This window comes from Rhodococcus sp. PvR099 (assembly GCF_017833315.1).
Taxonomy (GTDB): Bacteria; Actinomycetota; Actinomycetes; order Mycobacteriales; family Mycobacteriaceae; genus Rhodococcus_G; species Rhodococcus_G oryzae.
Window position 1 is genome coordinate 2,191,514 of sequence record NZ_JAFIBV010000001.1, and the last position, 21,322, is coordinate 2,212,835.

Consider the following 21,322-nt stretch of genomic DNA (forward strand, 5'->3'; position numbering starts at 1 on the left):
CACCGACTTCCCGGTGGACCGCTGGTAGACCGCCCCGAACCGGTGGCACTATGGAGTTCCGGAGCAAGGCCGGATCTGCTGCCGAGGTGAGTGCCGTGCCGCATCGTCAAGGACGCCATACGCGCGACAGGTCGGCGTGACCGATGGCCGGAAACGATCCGTCCGTGGCCCAGCGCGATGTGACCTCCTCGGTGACATTGGAGCTGGCCGCCGCCGGGTTCATCGATGCGACCGAGATCGGCCACGGCGGCTTCGGCGTCGTCTACCGGTGTACGGAGGCGACCCTCGACCGCACCGTGGCCGTGAAGGTGCTCACCGCCGACCTCGACGAGGAGAACCTCACCCGGTTCTTCCGGGAACAGCGGGCTATGGGCAGGCTCACCGGGCACCCCAACATCGTCAACGTCCTGCAGGTCGGCACCACCTCGAGCGGCCTGCCCTACCTGGTGATGCCCTATCACCCGCGACGTTCGCTCGACCTTCGCCTCCGCGACCACGGTCGGCTGTCGCTCGAACAGGCACTGCAGCTCGGTGTGAAGGTGGCCGGTGCGGTGGAGTCCGCGCACCGCATCGGCATCCTGCATCGAGACGTCAAACCGGCCAACGTGATCCTCACCGACTACGGCGAACCGGCGCTCGCCGACTTCGGCATCGCACACCTGCCGGACGAGTTCGAGTCCGCCACCGGCACGATCACCGCGACTCCGGCCTTCACCGCACCCGAAATCCTCGGCGGTGGCCCGCCCAGTGCCGCGGGGGACGTGTACGGGCTCGGTGCGACGGTGTGCTGCGCTCTCACCGGCCACCCGGCCGTCGAGACCGGGCCGGACCTGCGCGAACTCGACATCCCCGACGACGTGGCCGCCGCCGTCGAGCGCGCCATGTCCGCCGATCCGGACGCTCGCCCGACGGCCGCGCAGCTCGGCGACGTCCTGCGTGAGATCCAGTTCCGCCACGGCCTTCCGGTCGACGAGATGGCCCTGAAGTCCGTGGCCACCCCGAAGCGCGGTCATCGTCGGCCGTCGACGAGCGACACGCGCCAGCTGACCGGACACTCGACGCGGGGCACGAAGGGAAACCTGCCCGCCGACCTGACGAGCTTCGTCGACCGTCGCAGCGAGCTGACCGAGGCGAAGGAGATGCTGTCGACCTCCCGGCTGGTGACGCTCACCGGGATCGGCGGTGTCGGGAAGACCCGCCTCGCGCTGCGGATCGCGACGAGCGCCCAGCGCGGCGGCTTCCGCGATGGCGCGTGGCTGGTGGAGTTGTCCGACCTGCACGACGAGTCGCTGCTGGCCGGCGTGGCGGCGGCCGCTCTCGGACTGAAGTCCTTCTCTGCCCAACCCATGCAGACGGTCCTCGCGGAGTACCTCGCGCCGCGCCAGACCCTGCTGGTGCTCGACAACTGCGAGCAGCTCGTCGACGCGGTGGCGGACCTGGCCCGAACCCTGCTGCAACGCTGCCCGGAGCTGCGCATACTCGCCACCAGCCGGGAATCGCTCGGCATCGCCGGTGAGGCGACAATACGGGTACCGTCGCTCAGCGCGCCTGCCCCCGACCGTCGGCTCGATCTCGGGGCGCTACCCAACTATGACGCGGTGACCCTGTTCGCCGACCGCGCCGTCGCGGTCGTGTCGGGATTCACGCTCACCGAGGACAACATGGCCGCCGTGGCCGGGATCTGCCACCGGCTCGAGGGATTGCCCCTGCCGATCGAGCTGGCGGCGGGACGATTGCGGGCCCTGTCACCCGAGCAGATCCTGCAGCGGCTCACCGACCGCTTCACGCTCCTGACCGGTGGCGGACGCACCGCCCCCACCCGGCAGCAGACCCTCCGGCTGTCCGTCGACTGGAGCTACGAGTTGTGCACGCCCGAGGAACAGCAACTGTGGGCTCGCCTGTCGGTGTTCGCGGGCAGCTTCGAGCTCGCTGCGGTGGAACATGTCTGCGGCGCCGACCTGACGCCGGGTGCGCTGCTCGATCTGGTTGCGTCGCTGGTGGAGAAGTCGATCCTGATCCACGAGGAATCGGCGGCCACCGGCCGGTACGGACTCCTGGACACCATCCGCGAGTACGGCCTCGAGAAGCTGGCGGAGTCCGGCGAGTACGCGGAGATGCGGCGACGCCACCGGCACTGGTTCCAGCGCCTGGCGCTGCGGGCGGAAGCCGACTGGATAGGCCCCCGCCAGCTGGACTGGATCGCCCGCCTGAAGCTGGATCAGCAGAACTTTCGCGAGGCACTCGATGCCAGCATGGCGGGTCCGAGCGACGCGGCGGTCGGTCTCCGGATCACGGCCGCGCTGTTCCCGTTCTGGCTTGCCAGCGGCCAGCTCAACGAGGGCGCCCACTGGACCGAACGCATGCTGACCGTCGAGGGCGTTCCGCGAGGCACGGAGTGGGTCCGCACCGTGGGCCTCGGCGCGGTGCTCAACGGCTTCCGTGGCGACATCGCCGCAGGCACGGAATGGGTCGGATGGGCGCGCGCGGCAGTGGATCCGGACGACCCGGTCGGTGCCGCGACCACCGACTACGCCGCGGCCCTTCTCGCGCTGACAACGAATGACGTGCCCACCGCAGCAACATATTTCGACTCCGCCCTGGAGAAGTGCCCCGCCGACAACGACCTCCTGCGGCTCGCCGTCCTGACCGGTGTCGAGGTGACCCGCGGGCTGCTCGGACAGACGGCGACGGCAGCCGACTGCCTGCAGCAGATGCTGGACATCACCGAGCCCCGCGGCGAGGTCGTGTTCCGGGCATGGGCCCTGCAGACGCTGGCGTTGACGGTGTGGCCGACCGATCCACGGCGGGCGATGGTGCTGGTGGAACGGGCGCTGCGACTGTGCCGATCCTTCGACGATCCGTACGGCTCCTCGCTGTGTCTCGACTGCATGGCCTGGAACGCCGCGGCCGACGGCGACTACCCGAGGTCCGCCGTATTGCTCGGCTCCGCGCAGGCGATACGGCAGCTGGGGGGCGTACAGAGCATCGCAATCCCGAGCTGGCGCGCACACCACGACGAGTGCGAGCGACAGACTCGCAAGGCACTCGGGCAGAAGTCCTACGACGCGAGCTACCGGGAGGGTGCCTCCAGGAGCTTCGGGAAGGCCGTCGCGTACGCACTGGCGGAGTCCTCCGCGCCGCCTCGGAGCCCGGCCGCCACGGACAAACCCACCCTGACCAAACGCGAGCTCCAGGTGGCCCGCCTCGTCGCGGAGGGGCTGACGAACAGCGCGATCGCCGGCCGGCTTTTCATCTCGCAACGGACCGCCGAGGGACACGTCCAGCGCATGCTCGCCAAGCTGGGATTCACCTCGCGAACGCAGGTCGCCGCCTGGATGGTCGAACAGGACCGGGGCTGAGACCACGTTCGGGTGGCACTATGGAGTTCCGGAGCCAGGCCAGCTCTCGCGGTCGGCCACGTCCGCTCCCGGGATCTGCCCGTGAGGTGAGTGCCGTGCCGCATCGTCGAGAACACCACAGATCGGCATGACCGATGGTCGGTGACGATCCGTTCGCGACCCAGCGCGGTGCGCCCCCGACGGTGACATCGGAGCTGGCCGCCGCCGGGTTCACCGATGCGACCGAGATCGGGCGCGGCGGCTTCGGCGTCGTCTACCGCTGCACGGAGGCGACGCTGGACCGCACCGTGGCCGTGAAGGTGCTCACCGCCGACCTCGACGAGGAGAATCGGACGCGCTTCGTCCGGGAACAGCGGGCGATGGGCCGGCTCACCGGGCATCCCAATATCGTCAACGTCCTGCAGGTCGGCACCACCGCGAACGGCCTTCCCTTCATAGTGATGCCCTATCACGCGCAGCGATCGCTCGATGTGCGCATCCGCGAACACGGCCCACTCTCGCTCGAGCAGACGCTGCAACTCGGTGTGAAGCTGGCGGGCGCGGTGGAATCCGCGCACCGGCTCGGCATCCTGCATCGCGACATCAAGCCGGCCAACGTCATCCTCACCGACTTCGGCGAGTCGGCGCTCTCCGACTTCGGCATCGCACATCTCCCCGACGGGTTCGAGACCGCCACCGGCACGTTCACCGCCACCCCGGCGTTCACCGCGCCCGAGGTCCTCGGCGGCGGCCCGCCCAGCGCCGCCGCGGACGTCTACGCGCTCGGTGCCACCGTGTTCTGCGCCCTCACCGGCCACGCGGCCTTCGAACGTCGCACCGGCGAGCAGGTCGTCGCGCAGTTCGTGCGCATCACCTCGCAGCCCGTTCCGGACCTGCGCGAACTCGACATTCCCGACGACGTGGCCGCCGCCATCGAGCACGCCATGTCCGCCGATCCGGACGCCCGCCCCACGGCCGCGCGGCTCGGCGACGTTCTGCGTGAGATCCAGTTCCGCCACGGTCTTCCGGTCGACGAGATGGCACTGCAATCCATCGCCGCGAAGCGGTCCGATCGTCGTCCGTCGGCGGATGGCGGGGTCCCACCGACCGGGCCGTCGACGCGGGGCCGGAAGGGGAACCTGCCCGCGGAGCTGACGAGTTTCGTCAATCGTCGCAACGAACTGACCGAGGCGAAGGAGATGCTGACGACCTCCCGCCTGGTGACGCTCACCGGCATCGGCGGCGTCGGGAAGACCCGCCTCTCGCTGCGGATCGCGACGAGCGTCCAGCGTGCCTTCCGCGACGGGGCGTGGCTGGTCGAACTGGCCGACCTGCACGACGAGTCGCTGGTGGTCGGCGTGGTGGCGGCCGCACTCGGGCTGCAGTCCTTCTCTCGCGAGCCGCTGCAGACGGTCCTCGCGGAATTTCTCGAGCCGCGCCAGATCCTGCTGGTCCTCGACAACTGCGAGCAGGTTATCGATGCGGTCGCGGCCCTCGCCGAGACGCTGCTCAGGTACTGCCCCGAGCTGCGCATCATCGCCACCAGCCGGGAATCGCTCGCGATCGGAGGCGAGGCGACCCTGCGGGTTCCGCCGCTCAGCGCGCCCGCCCCCGACCGCCAACTCGATCTGGGGGCACTGCCCAGCTACGACGCGGTGACCCTGTTCGCCGAACGCGCCGCCGCGGTCGTTCCGGAATTCGTGCTCACAGAGGGGAACATGGCCGCCGTGGCCGGGATCTGCCACCGGCTCGACGGGTTGCCGCTGCCGATCGAACTGGCGGCGGGGCGATTGGCCGCACTGTCTCCCGAACAGATCCTGCAACGCCTCACCGACCGCTTCACGCTCCTGACCCGCGGCGGACGCACCGCCCCGACGCGGCAGCAGACCCTCCGGCTCAGCGTCGACTGGAGCCACGAGTTGTGCACGCCGCAGGAGCAACAGCTGTGGGCCCGCCTCTCCGTGTTCGCCGGCAGCTTCGAGCTCACCGCGGTGGAGCAGGTCTGCGGCGCCGACCTGACGCCGGGCGCGCTGCTCGACCTGGTCGCATCGTTGGTGGAGAAGTCGATCCTGATCCACGAGGAATCGGCCAGGGCGGGGCGGTACGGGCTCCTGGACACCATCCGCGAGTACGGCCTCGAGAAGCTGGCGGAGTCCGGCGAGTACGCACTCATGCGGCGACGCCACCTGGATTGGTACGGGCGCCTGGCGCTGAGGGCGGAAGGCGACTGGATAGGGCCCCGCCAGCTGGACTGGATCGCCCACCTGAAGCTGGACCAGCAGAACTTTCGCGAGGCACTGGATACCAGCATGACGGAGCCGGGTGAGGTGGCCGCCGGTCTGCGCATCACGGCCGCACTGTACCCGTTCTGGCTCATCAGCGGACAGATCAACGAGGGCGCCCGCTGGACCGAGCGACTGCTGACCGTCGAGGACGTTCCGCGCGGCCCGGAATGGGTGCGGGCGGTGAGCCTCGGCGCGGCGCTCAACGGGTTTCGGAGCGACATCGAGACCGGCGCCCAGTGGATCGGGTGGGCGCGAGCGGCGGCAGCGGACACCGGCGACCCGGACGCCGCCGCGACCGCGCTCTACGCCGCAGGCGTTCTGGCGTTGGGCGCCAATGACATATCCACCGCGGCAGCACATTTCGACGCCGTTCTGGAAACATGTCCGCCCGACGCCCACCTCCTGCGGGTCATCACCCTGACCGGCGCCGAGGTGGCCAGCGGGCTGCTCGGACAACCGGAGCGTGCAGCCGACTACCTCGAACAGGTGCTGGACATCACTGAGCCGCGCGGCGAGCTCGCGTTCCGGTCGTGGGCCGTGCGGACGCTCGGGTTGGCGGTGTGGACGACCGAGCCGGCGAGGGCGATCGCGCTGCTGGAACAGGCTCTGCGACTGTCCCGGTCCGTCGACAATTCGTTCGGCGCCGCTCCGAGCCTCGAGGGCCTGGCCTGGATCGCCGCGGCCGCTGGGGACCACACGAGGTCCGCGGTGCTGCTGGGCTGCGCGCAGGCCATGCGGCAGACGGGTGGCCTTCCGGAGATCGCGATCCCGGGGCTGCGCGCCCAGCACGACGAGTGCGAGCGACTGACCCGCAAGGCACTCACGCCGAATTCGTTCGACGCGAGCTACCGCAAGGGCGCGTCCGCGAGTTTCGGGGAGGCCGTCGCCTACGCGCTGGGCGAGTCCACCGGGTCGTCTCGGGAGCGGGCCGACACGGGCAAGACCACCCTGACCCGCCGCGAACTCCAGGTCGCCGGCCTCGTCGCGGAGGGCCTGACCAACAGTGCCATCGCCGCCAGGCTGGTGATCTCGAAAAGGACCGCCGAGGGACACGTCGAACGGATCCTCGCCAAGCTGGGATTCACCTCCCGAACGCAGGTCGCCGCCTGGATGGTCGATCAGAACCGGGGCTGACATCGACCCGTGCATCGTCGGGCCGGTCCCGCCGCCCGGGACCCTGGTATGGACCGGCGCGTCGACGTCCGGTAATGATGAGGACAAAGAGTTGAAACCAATTTCACTAGTGACGAGGTATCCCATGCTCGACGCGGCCGCCATCGGCGATGGCATTTTTCAGATTCCCGTTCCCATGTCCCACAACCCCCTGGGCACCACGCTCGTCTACGCGATGGAGTCGCCCGGTGGGATCGTCCTGGTCGATGCCGGCTGGGACGGCGACGAGGGGTGGGAGGGCCTGACCAGCGGACTCGAGTCGGTCGGGCACTCGATCTCCGAGGTCGAGGGCGTCGTGCTCACCCACTTCCACCCGGACCACACCGGTCTGTGCGGGCGGGTGCGCGAGGCCTCCGGGGCCTGGATCGCGATGCACGCCGATGACATGGACATGTTCGGGAAGATGTCCTCCCCCCACGACGAGGTCTGGCTCGCGGACCAGCAGGTGAACCTGACCCGCGCGGGCGCGACGCAGGCGGACCTCGACGCGTTCGCAGCCGTGGCGAACGGCAAGTCTCCGGCCGGCCCGGAATCGACTCCCGACCGGATCCTCGCCGACGACGAGGTGATCGCGTTGACCGGGCGCGGGCTGCGGGTGGTGTTCACGCCGGGCCACACCCCCGGCCACGCCTGCTTCTACCTCGAGGACGCCGACGTGATGTTCACCGGCGACCACGTGCTGCAGAAGACCACCCCGCACGTCGGCAACTTCGTCTACCCGCTCGAGGAGCGCGACGCGCTCGCCGAGTTCCTGGACTCGCTGCGCCGCGTGCAGACGATGGACATCACCCGCGGCCTCGGCGCGCACGGCATCCCGATCGACGACGTCGCGGGCCGCGCAGGCGAGCTGATCGAGCACCACGAGGAGCGGCTCGAGCACCTGTACGCCGCGTTCGGCGACGACCAGATCACCGTCTGGGAGGTGGCCCAGCGAATGAAGTGGTACCGCCCGTGGACCGACTTCCATCCGATGGCCAAGGGCATGGCGTTGTCCGAGGCCGCCGCGCACCTGCGGCACCTGGTCGCGCGCGAGCAGGTCGCACAGGTGCCGGGCAGCGAGCCTGCGCTGTTCGCGCGGCGGTAGCCGACACCGAAAACTCGGTCGCGATGCCCGGCGCTGTCGGCGAGAATCACGACCATGTCTGTGGATGTCTCGGCGCCGGCCCGGCTGGGCGAATCGCGTCTCGCCGACGGGCGGGTGATCGGGTGGGCCGAATGGGGCCGCGCGGACGGGATTCCGGTGCTGCTGAGCCCGGGCGCCGCGACCACCGGGTCGCTCGGGTTCGGCGCCGAGGCAGTCGAGTCGCTCGGCGTGCGGCTCGTCGCGCTCGACCGCCCGGGCCTCGGCCGGTCGACGCCGCTGCCCGGTAAGACCTTTCGGGACTTCGCGGCCGACGTCCGCGAGTTCGCCGCGCTGCGGGGGCTCGGCAACCCGGCGATCGTGGGCAACTCGCAGGGCGCGCCCTTCGCGCTCGCGTGTGCGGCGGCGGGCGTCGGCGCCGCGGTCGCGATCGTGTCCGGCAGCGACGAGGTGGCGGCGCCGCGATTCGCCGACGCCCTGCCGAAGCCACTGCGCGATCTCGTCGACCTGACCGCGTCGGACCCGGACGCCGCGGAGCGCCTCTTCGCGACGTTCGATGCGGACGCCATGTGGCGGATGGTGACCGACACCAGCCCCGCGTCCGACCTCGCCGTCTATCGGGACCCCGCGTTCGAGCGTGCCTACCGCGGCAGCATGCGCGAGGCGTTCGCGCCGGGCCCGGCCGGCTACGCCCGCGACACGGCGCTGGCGATGGGGCGCTGGCCCTTCGACCTCACGACGATCCGTGTCCCCGTGGACCTCTGGTACGGCGAGCAGGACACCAGCCACTCACCCGACCGCGGCGAGTGGCTGGCCGCCCGCATCCCAGGAGCCGTGCGCCACCTGGTGCCGGGCATCGGCGGCGCCGTGCTGTGGACATATGCCGAACCGATCCTGCGCACACTGCTCGGTCACGTCGGCGAACGTTTTCGGTGATGATCGCCTGGTACTGGTGATGCTCGGCGAACCGCGGGATGTCCCACGTCGTCGGCCGCGCCGGCGCCCCGTGGTGCCTATACAGGGATTCCGACCTTCTATCCCCGACGAGCAGGACCCGCCCTGGTGCCGCCTTGAGCCACGCACGGGTGTCGGCGCGGAGAGAATGACCTGATGACACCCCGGGAGCGACCAGGCGAAGAATCACCTACCGAGTGGCTCACTGCAGCCTTCTGGATCCTCACACTCATGTTCATGTACAGGCTCATCGGGATTCTCTACTGGTGGGAATACCTCGTGTTCACGATTGCCGGAGTCGCCCTGAGCTACATGTGGTGGACGAGGCGCCGACGCGGCCAGTACTGGCTCCTGTTTGGAGTCACGTGTGGGCTGTTTGGTGCCGGAGCAATATTCGGCAGTGGAGCTTCGATGTTCTCGGATATATCTGTTCCAGCAGACAGCGTCGGGCAAACGGAAATTGTCTGCGGTTCTGTCGTGAACCCGGTACCGGGAAGCGAACTGAAAGTGACGGATGCCGCGACCGGTGAAACTGTGGTGAGGTCCAGCCCACTACCGCAGAGTGAGCTGGAAAGAGTGTGTTCAGACAGGCTCGAGTATCGGACGCGCGACGCTGCAGGTGTGGCCTTGGTAGGCCTGCTAGTCGCTGTTCGTGCCGCCGGACACCTTCTTCCCCTCAGCAACTCCGTTACGACGGTCGCCTCGGGCCGCGCGGCCTAGAACGGGCAGCCGTCGACGCAATCTCGTCGACTGCTGGACTGCGCCTCGGCGCGCGTCTTCGCGTCATGGTGCGGCTCGTACAGGCTCTGCAAGTTGCTCGTGTCGTACCGGTCGCCGCCTGAAGCCACAGCGCCTACATGGACTCGAGCAACGCGGTCTTCGACGCGCGGACGTCGCCGCTGGCCCACAGCTTGAGCGTCATCAACGTCGGACTCGCGCGACGAGAGCGTGTTGCCAAACCGTGTTGAGGAGTTGGAGATAACCGCACAGATAGACTCGGCGAAAGCCCCTCGAAGGCGCCGGTCGACACCGCATACGAAGTGCCGGATACGCCGGAAGGGGTCACCGAGCGCGCACAGGGAGGCATCGCCGCGATGGACCCGATTGACCGACTCAGGGACGAGATCGCTCGGACTGGGCTGCTGACGGACCCACTCGCCGACGACGGGATCGTTGTCGGCACCGCACAGCTGCGTGCCGCCGGGACCGACGTCACGGTGAACGTCGATCCCGAGCTCGATGAGCGGTCCGGCCTGGACACCGGTGTGCTTCTTGCTGCTGTCGAACGACTGCTCACGATCTCGACCGCGCGATGGGGTCAGGTAGTCGACTCGATCGCCGAGGAGATCGAGGACGCGGTCGGCGATCAGAGCGTGATCGAAGCGACCGACCTGCGCGATGACCTGACCCTCAGGTCCGTGGCCGTCTTGCACGACGCTGTCCTGCTCTCCTTCCTCGCGCCGAAGCAATTCCCCGACAGCTGGATCCGGGCCCAGCTCGACGAGGATCTCGTCGTCGAGGATGTCGTAATAGATGAGAAGGACGACGAGGTCGTCGAGTTCGAGTCGCTGGACGAACTGATGGACCACCTGAGTTCGACCGACGACCGCTAGGTCGCGTGATCCGGGCCACAATCGGGGCGAAAAAGCAACCCCTATCGCGATAGTTGGACGTCCGATAACCTGACGTCCATGAGTCTCGATCCGCGCACCAACACCGTCGACGGCGTGCTCCGCCGCTCGGCCGCCAAGTTTCCCGATCGCACCGCGCTGACCTTCGACGGCCGCAGCCGCAGCTACCGCGACCTCGACGACGCGGTGACCCGCGCCGCCGGCCACCTTCTGGCGCTCGGACTCGAGCCGGGCGACCGCGTCGCCGCGTACGGCACCAACTCCGACGCGTACGTCATCGGCTTCCTCGCCTGTGCCCGCGCGGGCCTGGTGCACGTGCCGGTGAACTACGCCCTCAAGGGCGAGGAACTGAGCTACCTGGTGTCCCAGTCCGGGGCGCGGGCGGTGCTGGTGGATCCGGCGCTCGAGGGCACGCTCGCCTCGGTGCGCGAGAACCTGGCGATCGAGCACGTGCTGCCGCTGCGCGACGCGGACGGCTCGCTGCTCGAGCTCAGCGGCACCGGCGAGGTACCTGCGCTGGAGCCGCAGGCGGCCTCGACCGATCTGGTGCAGCTGCTCTACACCTCGGGCACCACGTCGAAGCCCAAGGGCGCCATGATGACCCACGGGGCGCTCATGCACGAGTACGTCTCGTCGGTGATCGCGCTCGGCCTGTCCGCCGAGGACAACCCACTGATCTGCATGCCGCTGTACCACTCCGCGGGCATGCACGTCTTCGCGATCCCCTACCTGTCGGTGGGCGCGACCGTGAATCTGATGGCGGCGCCGGACATCCCGGAGATCCTGCGCCGCATCGAGGCCGAGAAGATCGGCTCGCTGTTCCTCGCGCCGACCGTGTGGGTGCCGCTGGCGAACCACCCGGACCTCGAGACCCGCGACCTATCCTCGCTGACGAAGGCGCAGTACGGCGCGTCGATCATGCCGGTCACGGTGCTGAACCGGCTGCGCGAGCGCTACCCGAACCTCGGCTTCTACAACTGCTTCGGGCAGTCCGAGATCGGCCCGCTGGCGACGGTGCTGCAGCCCGAGGAGCACGAGGCCCGGCCGTCCGCGTGCGGGCGCGCGGTGTTCTTCGTGGAGACCCGGGTGGTCGACGCCGAGGGCAACGACGTGCCCGACGGCGAGTCCGGCGAGGTCCTGTACCGGTCCCCGCAGCTGTGCCAGGGCTACTGGGAGAACCCGGAGGCGACCGCGGAGGCGTTCCGCGACGGCTGGTTCCACTCCGGCGACCTCGTCACCCGCGACGCCGAGGGCTTCATCACCGTGGTCGACCGCATCAAGGACGTCATCAACACCGGCGGCATCCTGGTCGCCTCCCGCGAGGTCGAGGACGCCGTCTACACCCACCCGGCCGTCGCCGAGGTCGCCGTGATCGGCACCCCCGACGAGAAGTGGATCGAGGCGATCACCGCGGTCGTGGTGCTGCGCGAGGACCACGAGCCGGTGACGGCCGAGGCCCTGATCGGGCACGTGAAGGAGCGCATCGCGCCGTTCAAGGTGCCGAAGAACATCCAGTTCGTCGACGCGCTGCCGCGGAACCAGAGCGGGAAGCTGCTCAAGCGGGAGTTGCGGACGGGGGCATAGGGCTGAACTTCAGCAGACCGCAACGGCGCCCCAACCCTCGGTTGGGGCGCCGTTGCGTGTTCGAAACCTGACACGCCACGTTTCGCGTTTCTTTGCGCAGAGGCCGACCTGCGAGCAATGTGGTGGTCGGCGGGTGTGCGGACGGAGGTGTCGCCGGTGGACTTTCAGGCCTGGTGGGACTTTGTGTTCGCACGACGCAACCAACTGGTCACCGATTCCTACCTCCATGTGAGCGCGGTCGTGCAGTCGATCGTGATCGCGACGATCATCGCCGTCGGCATCGGCATCATGGTCTACCGCAGCCCGATCGGATCCGCGGTGGCCACCGGACTGGCCAGCACCATCCTCACCGTGCCCTCGTTCGCGTTGTTGGGTCTGCTCATCCCGATTCTCGGCCTCGGCGTGCGCCCGACCGTCACCGCGCTGGTGCTCTACGGCCTACTGCCGATCATCCGCAACACCATCATCGGTCTCGCCTCGGTGGACCCGGCCATCACCGACGCCGCGCGTGGGGTCGGGATGAACCGCCTTCGCGTGCTCGGGCGGATCGAGATGCCGCTGGCCTGGCCCTCGATCCTGGCCGGCATCCGGGTGAGCACCCAGATGCTGATGGGCATCCTGGCGATCGCCGCCTACGCCAAAGGCCCGGGCCTCGGCAACCTCATCTTCTCGGGCCTGTCCCGCGTGGGCAGCCCGACCGCGGTTCCGCAGGCACTGACCGGCACCGTGCTCATCGTCGTCCTGGCCCTGATCCTGGACGGGCTCTACGTCCTGCTCGGCCGACTCACCACCTCGAGGGGGATCCGGTGACCGACACCGCATCGCGCAAGGGCACCGCCGCGCACCACGACCACACCCACGGGGTCGAGATCGTCCTCGACGACGTGGTCAAGCGCTACCCCGGGCAGGTGGACGCCGCGGTCGACCACGTCTCGATGACCATCCCCGCCGGCGAGACCGTGGTGTTCGTCGGACCCTCCGGGTGCGGGAAGACCACCACCATGCGGATGATCAACCGGCTGATCGAGCCGTCGTCGGGACGGATCACCATCGGCGGCAAGGACGCGCTGTCGATCGACCCCGACCAACTGCGCCGCGGCATCGGCTACTCCATCCAGCAGGCGGGCCTGTTCCCGCACCTGACGGTCGCCAAGAACGTCGCGACCGTGCCCGGCCTGATCGGGTGGGACCGCAAACACATCGCCGAACGCACCGACGAGATGCTCGACCTCGTCGGCCTCGATCCCGACACCTACCGGGACCGGTATCCGCGACAGCTGTCCGGCGGTCAGCAGCAGCGGGTCGGGGTGGCCCGCGCGCTGGCGGCGGACCCACCGGTGCTGCTGATGGACGAGCCGTTCGGCGCCGTCGACCCGATCACCCGGGGCCTGCTGCAGGACGAGTTGATGCGACTGCAGTCCGAGCTCGGCAAGACCATCGTCTTCGTCACTCACGACTTCAACGAGGCCGTCAAGCTCGGCGACCGAATTGCGGTGCTGGGCAGCCAGTCTCACATCATGCAGTACGACACCCCGGAGGCGATCCTGGCGAACCCCGCCAACGACATGGTCGCCGGGTTCGTCGGGGCCGACGCCTCCCTCAAGCAACTGACCCTGAGCCGGGTCCGGGACGTGCGGCTGATCGAATGCCCGACCGCCCACGAGGACGGTTCCGTCGACGAGATGCGCCGGGCCCTGCTCGCCCGCCGACGGCAGTGGGGCCTGATCCTCGACGCCCGCAACCGCCCGGTCCGCTGGGTCTCCCCCGCGCACCTGGCCACCGTGGACTCGCTGCGCGACGTGGGTGATCCGGTCGGCGAGATCCTCTCGGTGCAGTCCACGCTGCAGGACGCCCTCGAGGCCCTGCTCGCAGAGTCCAGCGCGTCCACGGTCGTGACCGGACGTCGCGGCGAGTACGTCGGCCTCATCACCATCGATACCCTGGTGGAGAACCTGCGCCAGCTGCGCGACGAGCACGCGGACGACCACGACGACCTTTCCGACCCGGGCCCCAGCGCGCTCGACGAGCCCGGTGGGGCGCAGCGCGCTCCCGAGGAGCTGGCCCCGTGAGCACCGAGACGTCCCCGCGGGGCTCCGCGCCGGGCGCGGGCGTCGCCGCCACCGATGTGGCCGTCGTCGACCACACCGCGGCCGCCGACCGCCGCGCCGAACGGATGCGCCTGCTCGCCCAGCCGGTGCTGGTTCTCCTGCTGACCGGTGGGGTCCTGGCGTGGGCGTTCAGCCGCGACCTGAACGCCACCCAGCAGGCCAGCATCAGCGTGGCCAATCTGGCGACCCTGACCTGGCAGCACGTGCTGATCACGGTCGCCGTCGTGGTGATCGTGGTGGCAGTGGCGGTACCCCTGGGCACGCTGCTCACCCGGCCGGGCTGGACCCGGCTGGCGCCGGTGTTCGTCGGCATCGCGAACATCGGTGCCGCCGCCCCGGCCATCGGCCTGTTGGTGCTCTTCTACCTCGCCACCCGCACCACCGGGTTCTGGATCGGGGTACTGCCGATCGCCTTCTACTCACTACTTCCGGTGCTGCGCAACACGATCCTCGGCTACCAGCAGGTGGATCCCATGCTGATCGACGCGGGCCGCGGCCAGGGCATGTCGGCGCGCACGGTGCTCCGCCGCGTCGAGTTCCCGATGGCGGTGCCGTACATCCTGGCCGGCCTGCGCACCTCGCTGGTGCTGGCGGTCGGCACGGCCACCCTGTGTTTCCTGGTCAGCGCCGGCGGGCTCGGCGTCCTGATCGACACGGGGTACAAGTTGCGCGACAACGTGACCCTGGTGGTGGGTGCCGTACTCGCGGTCTCGCTGGCCCTGCTCGTCGACTGGCTCGGCGCCCTCGCCGAGGTCTACCTCGGCCCGAAGGGATTGCGTTGACATGGCCGGACGCCGGAAGCCCCTGCTGCGTAAGGTCGCAGCGTTCGCGATGGTCGCGGCGACTGCCGTCACGCTGGCCTCCTGTGGGCTCGAGTCCGGCGGCGCGCTGCCCCTCAAGGTCGGCCCGGGCAGCATCACTCCTGTCCCCGAGCTCGAGGGTGTCCCGATCACGGTGGGCTCCAAGGACTTCACCGAGCAGATCATCCTCGGGTACATCATCGAGTTCGCCTTGTCCGCGGCCGGCGCGGACATCCGCGACCTCACCAACATCCAGGGCTCCAATAGCACCCGCGACGCGCAGGTCCACGGCCAGATCGACCTCACCTACGAGTACACCGGCACCGGCTGGATCAACTACCTGGGCCACGAGCACCCGATCCCCGACCCCACCGCACAGTTCGAGGCGGTGCGCGACGAGGACCTCACCCGTAACGGACTGGTGTGGACCGACCCCGCGCCGATGAACAACACCTACGCCCTGGCCACCAGCCGAGCCACCGCGGAAGCCACCGGGGTGCGGACGCTCTCCGAGTACGCGGATCTGGTCAAGCGTGACCCGGCCGCGGCGACCACCTGCGTCGAGACCGAGTTCAACGTCCGCCAGGACGGCTATCCAGGTATGGCCGCGGCCTACGACTTCGATCCGGCCAAGGCGCAGAAGCAGATCCTGCAGACGGGCATCATCTACCAGGCCACCGCGGACGGCACCCAGTGCAAGTTCGGCGAGGTGTTCACCACCGACGGCCGGATCATCGCGCTGGACCTGGTCCTGCTCGACGACGACCGCTCCTTCTTCCCGAAATACAATCCGGCACTGATCATGCGTGAGGGATTCGCGCAGGAGCACCCGCAGGTCGCGGAGGTGATGGCGCCAGTATCCGCGGAGCTGACCGACGAAGAGATCACCGAGCTGAACCGCCGCGTCGACGTCGACGGCCAGGAGCCGGCCGACGTGGCCCGAGCGTGGTTGGTGGACAAGGGTTTCGTCACGGCTGCCGACTGACCCGCCTACTTGGTATGGAACCGGATCTCGTGGATCTCGACATCGGACAGGTTCGGGATCACATCGCCGTAGATCGCCCGAATACTGCGGGCATCCTGTAGGAACTCGATCCAGCTCATTCGCCGCTGCTCCAGATTCCGGTCGGGGAGATCGAGACCTCACCCGGTGCGAAGCTGATGAAGTCTTCGATGTGAATCGCCGACCGCGGCCCAGCCAGTTCGACGAGGATGAGGCCAGGCCGTCCGAGTGCGGGCGCGCGGTGTTCTTCGTCGAGACCCGGATGGTCGACGCCGAGCCGCTCGATCACCTTGAACTCAACGCGCCCCTTCCGATCCAGCATGATCCCCAGCACGTCCGAGACCCCATCGATGAAGTTCGGTCGACTCTTGAGATGTCCCATCCGTTAAGTCACGCACCATCTTCCATCGAGCGTTTGCTAGATCGGGGTACCCCGGTTCCGACCCGGCGGCATGATGAGCAACTCGTCCCGCTCACGGCGCCTGCACTCAGCCGCAAACGACGAGGCAACGGCCGGGTCGGACAAGAAACGCGCGTAGGTTTCGGGGTCGATCTCGTAGTACTCCTCGTAGTCGACCAGTCCGTTGCTCACCGGGATCGACACGTAGCCTCCGCCTGTCACCAGATCGATGCCGACCGAGAATCGCTCGTCGCGCGAGACGTACGTGTCATTGAATCTCATGCTGCTCCTTTGCAACCCGGCCTCGCGCACCTGTTCCTCAGTTGAACATCAGCCGATCCTTCACGGACACTTCGGATCCGATCCCGACCTCGAGGAGTCCCGCCGCATCGTCGTACTCCACCGCGACGCGGAGCACAGCCGAACCAGGTTCCTGAGATACATCGAATCTCGTGGCGCCTTCACGGTAGACATCGACGAGTCGACGACCGTCCGCGATCCAGACGAGCCTGATCGAACGGCCGAGCGGATCGAGGGTCAGGTCGACATGGTCCCCGTCGTCGGACACCGCCCGGAGCGCCAGGACTCCGAGATCCCCGCCACCTTCCAGCAGGGAGATCCGGTCGACCTCCGACAAATCCGAGAGATTCGGGGTCTCGAACTGGCGGTATGACATGTCTCCCCCTCGTACTCGTCAGACGAAAGCCTCCCATCGCCTGGCCGTTCATCCAACCGTTCCGAACTAGGACAATGCCTGCTGCAGGCTGTCGAGTTCCGCTGTGTCGGCATAGATATCTATACCGACCACATGATCGTCGAACGACCCGAAACCCCGAATCAGCAGCCCGCCGGACGGGATGGAGGGCACGAGTTGTGGAACGAGCGTGTTGCCGTCGGCCGACACATCCCGAATCGCGCGGGCCGCGCGCTCCAGTCGGTCGATGTTCTCCGGCGGCGGCAGCACGAGGCAAACGGCCGACCGCGCGCGGCTGACTTCGATCGCGGTACCCAACTGCTCGAGATCTGTCACCAGCAATCCCCCGAACTGCACGTCCGTTCGCCCGGTCTGCCAATCGCGGCGCTCCCCGTGGGGAAGGGCCACGCCCTGGCTTTCCCACTGGCCCCAGAGCGCCTGACGCTCCATCGACAGCCGTCCGGTCCGGCTGTAGGGCCGAAGCGGCGGCGTCATCCCGACAAGCGCGACTCGACTGTTCGCGAAGCTCGACACGGCAGGCCGAAGCACCTCGAATGCCGACGCGACCGCACCCGATATCGAGCGGTCTCCTACCCGAGCAAACTCGATACCGAGCACACCGATGCCCGGATACGCGGATGCGACCGGCGCCAGAATGGGCACTGACTGCGCCGGTTCACGGTTCAGCGTGAAACGGTTGCCGTTCATTGCAGGGTGCATTCCCCTACGCCTCATTCCTGCCGGATTTAAGGGATGAGGCCATGACATCCAGGCCCTCGAGCGCGAGCAACCCCTGCCCACGTTGGTCCTCCTGGGAAACCAGAAACCGCACCCGCTCCAGTTCGAACTCGACATCGCGAATCCGATCGGCTACCGGCTTCAACGTGCGATCCAGCCCTCGCCCGCACCTGGCGAGCCTGCCCTGGACTTCGGCCACGTCGATCAGATCTCGTTCGAACTCCCTGATCGCATGCTGGTTGTCGGACAGCAACTGTCGAGACATCAGTCCACCCCCATGGCCATCCCCGTCACCGTACCCAGAGGGCCGGCCAGTCGTCGAACTCCGCGACAACCTCTCCGTCGAGAAGCAGTGTGTAGAGCGCGTCCGCCGGGAAATCGCCCAGCCGAATCGACAGCGTCTGGCCATCCAGTCTTGCGCGGTGTGGCTCGCGCGGGTCTCCGGTTGCCTCCCAGTGTATGCGCTGGTCCAGCTGTCCCACAGCCGTCATGGCAGCTCCCGATAGAGTTTCAGTAGTCCCTCGCTGAAGTACTCGACCTTCGCCCCACCAGGTGTCTCGGCCACGATGTCCCTAGCGAGTTCGCGCCCCTCCGAATCCAGCGAGGCGATCACCGACCGGATCTCCTCGGCGGCGCGTTCCGGCATCGTCAGCGCGATGATTTGCTGGTATTGCTCGTTCCAGTCCTCGATCCGCTGACTCAGCGCCTCGGACAATCCCAGTTCGGCCGCGGTTGACCGCCCCGCCTGCGGATCAACCAGGGACGGTTCGAGATAGTCGGCAGACAGTCTCAGGTATCTCATGCCACTCCTCCTCCCAGACCGGCACTCTGGTGAGCTGAGATCTTGCGAATCGCGATCCACCGCGCCACCATCTTCAGACGCGACGCGCCAATGCAGGCAACCTCATACCCCGAGCCCGGGGCCTCGTCGACGTGGAGGCTCGCCCGTCGCTCGGTACCCCAACCGCTCAACTCAACGCCTCGCACCTCGGAGAAGTGCAGTTCGATCTGCACCGTATTCGCTTGCTGCTCGACCCACTTCGGTGGCGGGTTCAGTGGATAGTCGGCCAGGTCGAGCCGCAGAATGACCGAACTCCCCCGCGTGTCGAACCGGATCTCGTGGACCTCGACTTCGGACAGGTTCGGGATCACATCGCCGTAGATCGCCCGAACACTGCGGGCGTCCTGCAAGAATTCGATCCAGCTCATTCGCCGCTGCTCCAGATTCCGGTCGGGTAGATCGTGACGTCACGCGGTGCAAAACTGATGAAGTCTCCGATTCGAATCGTCGGCCGCTGCCCGACCATTTCGACAAGGATGATTCCGAGCCGAACATCTAGCGCAACAACATCATCCGCCTCCAGAGCCTTGATCTGCCCGCTCACGGCAAGAACTCCGCTGCTCTCCGACACTTCGGCAACACCGCACTTGATGATCACAACGCTCCCCCACGGAACCGGGTCTGCGATCTCCAACTCGACATCCAACGCCCATCCGGCTTTTGCACGGACTCGCCCTGCCAGGTGGAGTTCAGGGCGATCACACGTGCCTCCTCAACGGTCGGGGAAGTGAGGTGACGACACACCCGAGCACCTCGGCGATCGCCGAATCGAACCAGAGGATGACCGCCCGCCCAGCGACCGCGGGCATCGCCATCCACACGGTTTCGCAGTCGGCGTTCTCGAGCCCGGACAGGAGATCTTGCGTTCCATGAACGACGGCCCCGGACTTCAACTCGCGGCGCCACCTTCGCTCGTAGATCGTGACCGCCACCTGCCGGTCGGTTTCGTGAACCTCGACGTGTTGATCTGCAGGCCCGACGCCCGCGAGCAAGCCATCGGCGATATCAACCGCTGTTCGGTCGAGGCTCGACTGAGCGAGCAGTCTTCTTATCTCCGTGATCGACACCGTCGTGACCGAGTCCGTCATCGACGCGGCCCCTCTTCGACATACTGTTGCGCCAACAGGCCGAGCATGAAGGTGCACGCGACCTCCTCGGAGTCAAAGCTCACGTCATCCCACCTCGAGCCTCGCTCGGAAAAGAACACGAGCCACTGGTCGCCTTCCTGCAGAAGGCAGAGCCTGTTCTCGACTTCGCGACCGATTGAATAATCACGCTCACCGAATCCGAGTCGCTCGAGATAGCCGTCCAGTCGTCGAACGTTGATCCGCACTGCCCACCCGCTTCCCGAAGTGTCCCGGCTCAACTCACAGAGCGCACGTGATTTGGACGCACGGACGGTTCGATCGGTTCCATCACCACCGAAGACGGGTGCAGGGCGACTCACAACCGAAGCTCGACCCCATCAGGACCGGCGCAGGCCCGGGCTCACTCCCGCCCGGCGCCGAGCAGCCGGTGGGCGCACAGCCCGACGTACAGCTCGGCGGCGTGCACCGGGTCGGAGAAGTCGCGGCCGGTCAGCTCCTGGATCCGGCGCAGCCGGTACAGCACGGTGTTGCGGTGATAGTGCAGCTCCGCCGCCGCGGCCGTCGTCGATCCGCGGGCGGCGAACCAGGCCTCGAGGGTCGTCAGCAGGTTGCGCTGTTCGTCGGCGGGCAGGGCCAGCACCGGCCCCAGGACCTGACGGGCGGCGAGCTGTCCGGCGTCCGGCTGACGGATCACCAGCAGCGGCACCGGGACCGCGTCGTAGCGCGTCGGGGCGCCCGCGCCGTCGGGCGCGCAGCTCCTGGCCTGCCGGGCCTGCTCCACCGCCGCCCCGATGCCGCCCGGTCGGGCGAACCCGCGGCTCACCCCGACGGGTCCGCCGCCGATCTCGCCCAGCGCGGCGAGTGCCGCGTCCAGCGCCGCCTCCGTCGGCGCCCACAGCAGGCCGAGGCGACCGTCCACCTCGGTGTCCCACACCGAGTCGACGCCGACCCCGCCCAGCCGCGATCGCAGCGCGTCCGCCGACGGACAGGACTCCGAATCCCGCACGGACACAACCAGAAAGGATCCTCGATCGGGGATCCGGAACGCCCGCACCGCATCCGCGACACCCGCCGGGTTGAGGGCATGGTTCGCGAACAGGATCCGGATCAGCCGCCGCCTCGCCTCGGCGTCCTCCCTGGCCCTCGTGTCGGCCGCCTTCCGATAGGCGTCGGCCGCGGCGTCGGAATAGACATCGACCAGCGCCCAGACCTGCTCGGCCATGTCCAGCAGCCAGCGACTGGCGCGACCGTCCGACCGCGCCATCAGCTCCTCCCAGATCAGCCGCCCGCCGAGCCGGAACGCGTGCAGCAGCGCGGCCAGCGACACTCCCCGTTCCGCCTTCATCCGCCCGGCCGCGCGGGCCGACTCGAGCCGGATCGGTGCGGTGCCGTCGAGGTTGCCGAGCATCGAGGAGAGGTTGTCCCAGCACGCGGACCGCAGTTGCTCCGGCGTCAGCAGCGAGGCGTCGGCGTAGTCCTGCTCGGCGGCCACGATGCGAGCGACCAATTCGTCGGCGAGCGCGTCCACCGAGGCGCGCATGTCGTGCAGCAGCTCGGCGGGCGTGGGTGGAGCGATTTCGGGGCTGACGACCATCGCCCCAGGG

General features: G+C 68.2%; 23 protein-coding genes. 11 read left to right on the top strand and 12 right to left on the bottom strand.

Annotation, left to right across the window (positions count from 1 at the left end; translation table 11 throughout):
- The first annotated feature begins 143 nt into the window (after window positions 1–143).
- The 11 genes from JOE46_RS09865 (at window position 144) to JOE46_RS09915 (ending at window position 15,939) form a co-directional block, all read left to right on the top strand.
- On the top strand, window positions 144–3,359 hold the full coding sequence (locus JOE46_RS09865) for a protein kinase (RefSeq protein WP_209927113.1): 3,216 nt from the start codon (window positions 144–146) through the stop codon (window positions 3,357–3,359).
- 134 nt (window positions 3,360–3,493) lie between these two features.
- A complete protein-coding gene (locus tag JOE46_RS09870; RefSeq protein WP_209927114.1) occupies window positions 3,494–6,757 on the top strand; it encodes a protein kinase in 3,264 nt (1,087 codons plus the stop codon).
- A 124-nt stretch (window positions 6,758–6,881) separates the two neighbouring features.
- A complete protein-coding gene (locus tag JOE46_RS09875) occupies window positions 6,882–7,880 on the top strand; it encodes an MBL fold metallo-hydrolase (protein WP_209927116.1) in 999 nt (332 codons plus the stop codon).
- A 54-nt stretch (window positions 7,881–7,934) separates the two neighbouring features.
- Window positions 7,935–8,813 (top strand): alpha/beta fold hydrolase, encoded by an 879-nt coding sequence (locus tag JOE46_RS09880; RefSeq protein WP_209927117.1) that lies wholly within the window; start codon window positions 7,935–7,937, stop codon window positions 8,811–8,813.
- Window positions 8,814–8,987: 174 nt separating this feature from the next.
- The gene (locus JOE46_RS09885) at window positions 8,988–9,551 is read left to right on the top strand and encodes a hypothetical protein (protein WP_209927118.1); all 564 of its coding nucleotides are present in this window, start codon (window positions 8,988–8,990) and stop codon (window positions 9,549–9,551) included.
- Between the two features lie 374 nt (window positions 9,552–9,925).
- Window positions 9,926–10,444 carry a cytochrome C5 gene (locus JOE46_RS09890; RefSeq protein ID WP_209927119.1) on the top strand — a complete coding sequence of 173 codons (519 nt, stop codon included), beginning with the start codon at window positions 9,926–9,928 and terminating at the stop codon, window positions 10,442–10,444.
- 78 nt (window positions 10,445–10,522) lie between these two features.
- Window positions 10,523–12,046 carry an acyl-CoA synthetase gene (locus JOE46_RS09895; protein ID WP_209927120.1) on the top strand — a complete coding sequence of 508 codons (1,524 nt, stop codon included), beginning with the start codon at window positions 10,523–10,525 and terminating at the stop codon, window positions 12,044–12,046.
- Between the two features lie 117 nt (window positions 12,047–12,163).
- Window positions 12,164–12,856 (top strand): ABC transporter permease, encoded by a 693-nt coding sequence (locus JOE46_RS09900; RefSeq protein ID WP_209927123.1) that lies wholly within the window; start codon window positions 12,164–12,166, stop codon window positions 12,854–12,856.
- Complete coding sequence (locus JOE46_RS09905; RefSeq protein WP_209927124.1) at window positions 12,853–14,115, top strand: ABC transporter ATP-binding protein; 1,263 nt, start codon at window positions 12,853–12,855, stop codon at window positions 14,113–14,115. The genes JOE46_RS09900 and JOE46_RS09905 overlap by 4 nt, the downstream gene beginning before the upstream one ends.
- 104 nt (window positions 14,116–14,219) lie before the next feature.
- Window positions 14,220–14,936 carry an ABC transporter permease gene (locus JOE46_RS09910; protein ID WP_209929042.1) on the top strand — a complete coding sequence of 239 codons (717 nt, stop codon included), beginning with the start codon at window positions 14,220–14,222 and terminating at the stop codon, window positions 14,934–14,936.
- Between the two features lie 49 nt (window positions 14,937–14,985).
- On the top strand, window positions 14,986–15,939 hold the full coding sequence (locus JOE46_RS09915) for a glycine betaine ABC transporter substrate-binding protein (protein WP_097214099.1): 954 nt from the start codon (window positions 14,986–14,988) through the stop codon (window positions 15,937–15,939).
- A 115-nt stretch (window positions 15,940–16,054) separates the two neighbouring features.
- Here the strand turns inward: JOE46_RS09915 and JOE46_RS09920 are convergent, their stop codons facing one another.
- The 12 genes from JOE46_RS09920 to JOE46_RS09975 all read right to left on the bottom strand — a co-directional run bounded on the left by JOE46_RS09920 (window position 16,055) and on the right by JOE46_RS09975 (window position 21,312).
- Window positions 16,055–16,339, bottom strand: coding sequence for a hypothetical protein (locus JOE46_RS09920; RefSeq protein WP_209927125.1), 285 nt, complete (start codon window positions 16,337–16,339; stop codon window positions 16,055–16,057).
- A gap of 36 nt (window positions 16,340–16,375) precedes the next feature.
- Window positions 16,376–16,639 (bottom strand): hypothetical protein, encoded by a 264-nt coding sequence (locus tag JOE46_RS09925; RefSeq protein ID WP_097214053.1) that lies wholly within the window; start codon window positions 16,637–16,639, stop codon window positions 16,376–16,378.
- A 37-nt stretch (window positions 16,640–16,676) separates the two neighbouring features.
- Window positions 16,677–17,033 (bottom strand): hypothetical protein, encoded by a 357-nt coding sequence (locus tag JOE46_RS09930; protein ID WP_097214052.1) that lies wholly within the window; start codon window positions 17,031–17,033, stop codon window positions 16,677–16,679.
- A gap of 66 nt (window positions 17,034–17,099) precedes the next feature.
- Window positions 17,100–17,759, bottom strand: coding sequence for a hypothetical protein (locus JOE46_RS09935; protein ID WP_097214051.1), 660 nt, complete (start codon window positions 17,757–17,759; stop codon window positions 17,100–17,102).
- Window positions 17,760–17,775: 16 nt separating this feature from the next.
- The gene (locus JOE46_RS09940; protein ID WP_209927126.1) at window positions 17,776–18,054 is read right to left on the bottom strand and encodes a hypothetical protein; all 279 of its coding nucleotides are present in this window, start codon (window positions 18,052–18,054) and stop codon (window positions 17,776–17,778) included.
- A 25-nt stretch (window positions 18,055–18,079) separates the two neighbouring features.
- Window positions 18,080–18,280, bottom strand: a complete 201-nt coding sequence (locus JOE46_RS09945; protein WP_097214049.1) for a hypothetical protein — start codon at window positions 18,278–18,280, stop codon at window positions 18,080–18,082.
- A complete protein-coding gene (locus JOE46_RS09950) occupies window positions 18,277–18,591 on the bottom strand; it encodes a hypothetical protein (RefSeq protein WP_097214048.1) in 315 nt (104 codons plus the stop codon). The genes JOE46_RS09945 and JOE46_RS09950 overlap by 4 nt, the downstream gene beginning before the upstream one ends.
- On the bottom strand, window positions 18,588–18,998 hold the full coding sequence (locus JOE46_RS09955) for an Imm50 family immunity protein (RefSeq protein ID WP_097214047.1): 411 nt from the start codon (window positions 18,996–18,998) through the stop codon (window positions 18,588–18,590). Before JOE46_RS09955 ends, JOE46_RS09950 begins: the two co-directional genes overlap by 4 nt.
- Window positions 18,995–19,264, bottom strand: coding sequence for a hypothetical protein (locus JOE46_RS09960; protein WP_209927127.1), 270 nt, complete (start codon window positions 19,262–19,264; stop codon window positions 18,995–18,997). The genes JOE46_RS09955 and JOE46_RS09960 overlap by 4 nt, the downstream gene beginning before the upstream one ends.
- A 64-nt stretch (window positions 19,265–19,328) precedes the next feature.
- Window positions 19,329–19,718 (bottom strand): hypothetical protein, encoded by a 390-nt coding sequence (locus JOE46_RS09965; RefSeq protein WP_209927129.1) that lies wholly within the window; start codon window positions 19,716–19,718, stop codon window positions 19,329–19,331.
- On the bottom strand, window positions 19,715–19,963 hold the full coding sequence (locus JOE46_RS09970) for a hypothetical protein (protein WP_097214044.1): 249 nt from the start codon (window positions 19,961–19,963) through the stop codon (window positions 19,715–19,717). Before JOE46_RS09970 ends, JOE46_RS09965 begins: the two co-directional genes overlap by 4 nt.
- Window positions 19,964–20,118: 155 nt before the next feature.
- A complete protein-coding gene (locus JOE46_RS09975; protein ID WP_209927130.1) occupies window positions 20,119–21,312 on the bottom strand; it encodes a CdaR family transcriptional regulator in 1,194 nt (397 codons plus the stop codon).
- Between the last annotated feature and the right edge of the window lie 10 nt (window positions 21,313–21,322).

Excerpts from the sequence above, each read along its gene's own strand:
- JOE46_RS09930 (WP_097214052.1), bottom strand. The coding sequence starts at position 17,033 with ATGTCATACCGCCAGTTCGAGACCCCGAATCTCTCGGATTTGTCGGAG.
- JOE46_RS09935 (WP_097214051.1), bottom strand. The coding sequence starts at position 17,759 with ATGAACGGCAACCGTTTCACGCTGAACCGTGAACCGGCGCAGTCAGTG.
- JOE46_RS09955 (WP_097214047.1), bottom strand. The coding sequence starts at position 18,998 with ATGAGCTGGATCGAATTCTTGCAGGACGCCCGCAGTGTTCGGGCGATC.
- JOE46_RS09875 (WP_209927116.1), top strand. The coding sequence starts at position 6,882 with ATGCTCGACGCGGCCGCCATCGGCGATGGCATTTTTCAGATTCCCGTT.
- JOE46_RS09920 (WP_209927125.1), bottom strand. The coding sequence starts at position 16,339 with ATGGGACATCTCAAGAGTCGACCGAACTTCATCGATGGGGTCTCGGAC.
- JOE46_RS09975 (WP_209927130.1), bottom strand. The coding sequence starts at position 21,312 with ATGGTCGTCAGCCCCGAAATCGCTCCACCCACGCCCGCCGAGCTGCTG.
- JOE46_RS09895 (WP_209927120.1), top strand. The coding sequence starts at position 10,523 with ATGAGTCTCGATCCGCGCACCAACACCGTCGACGGCGTGCTCCGCCGC.
- JOE46_RS09900 (WP_209927123.1), top strand. The coding sequence starts at position 12,164 with ATGTGGTGGTCGGCGGGTGTGCGGACGGAGGTGTCGCCGGTGGACTTT.
- JOE46_RS09915 (WP_097214099.1), top strand. The coding sequence starts at position 14,986 with ATGGTCGCGGCGACTGCCGTCACGCTGGCCTCCTGTGGGCTCGAGTCC.
- JOE46_RS09890 (WP_209927119.1), top strand. The coding sequence starts at position 9,926 with ATGGACCCGATTGACCGACTCAGGGACGAGATCGCTCGGACTGGGCTG.
- JOE46_RS09925 (WP_097214053.1), bottom strand. The coding sequence starts at position 16,639 with ATGAGATTCAATGACACGTACGTCTCGCGCGACGAGCGATTCTCGGTC.
- JOE46_RS09880 (WP_209927117.1), top strand. The coding sequence starts at position 7,935 with ATGTCTGTGGATGTCTCGGCGCCGGCCCGGCTGGGCGAATCGCGTCTC.
- JOE46_RS09940 (WP_209927126.1), bottom strand. The coding sequence starts at position 18,054 with ATGTCTCGACAGTTGCTGTCCGACAACCAGCATGCGATCAGGGAGTTC.
- JOE46_RS09910 (WP_209929042.1), top strand. The coding sequence starts at position 14,220 with ATGCGCCTGCTCGCCCAGCCGGTGCTGGTTCTCCTGCTGACCGGTGGG.
- JOE46_RS09870 (WP_209927114.1), top strand. The coding sequence starts at position 3,494 with ATGGTCGGTGACGATCCGTTCGCGACCCAGCGCGGTGCGCCCCCGACG.
- JOE46_RS09945 (WP_097214049.1), bottom strand. The coding sequence starts at position 18,280 with ATGACGGCTGTGGGACAGCTGGACCAGCGCATACACTGGGAGGCAACC.
- JOE46_RS09865 (WP_209927113.1), top strand. The coding sequence starts at position 144 with ATGGCCGGAAACGATCCGTCCGTGGCCCAGCGCGATGTGACCTCCTCG.
- JOE46_RS09885 (WP_209927118.1), top strand. The coding sequence starts at position 8,988 with ATGACACCCCGGGAGCGACCAGGCGAAGAATCACCTACCGAGTGGCTC.
- JOE46_RS09950 (WP_097214048.1), bottom strand. The coding sequence starts at position 18,591 with ATGAGATACCTGAGACTGTCTGCCGACTATCTCGAACCGTCCCTGGTT.
- JOE46_RS09965 (WP_209927129.1), bottom strand. The coding sequence starts at position 19,718 with ATGACGGACTCGGTCACGACGGTGTCGATCACGGAGATAAGAAGACTG.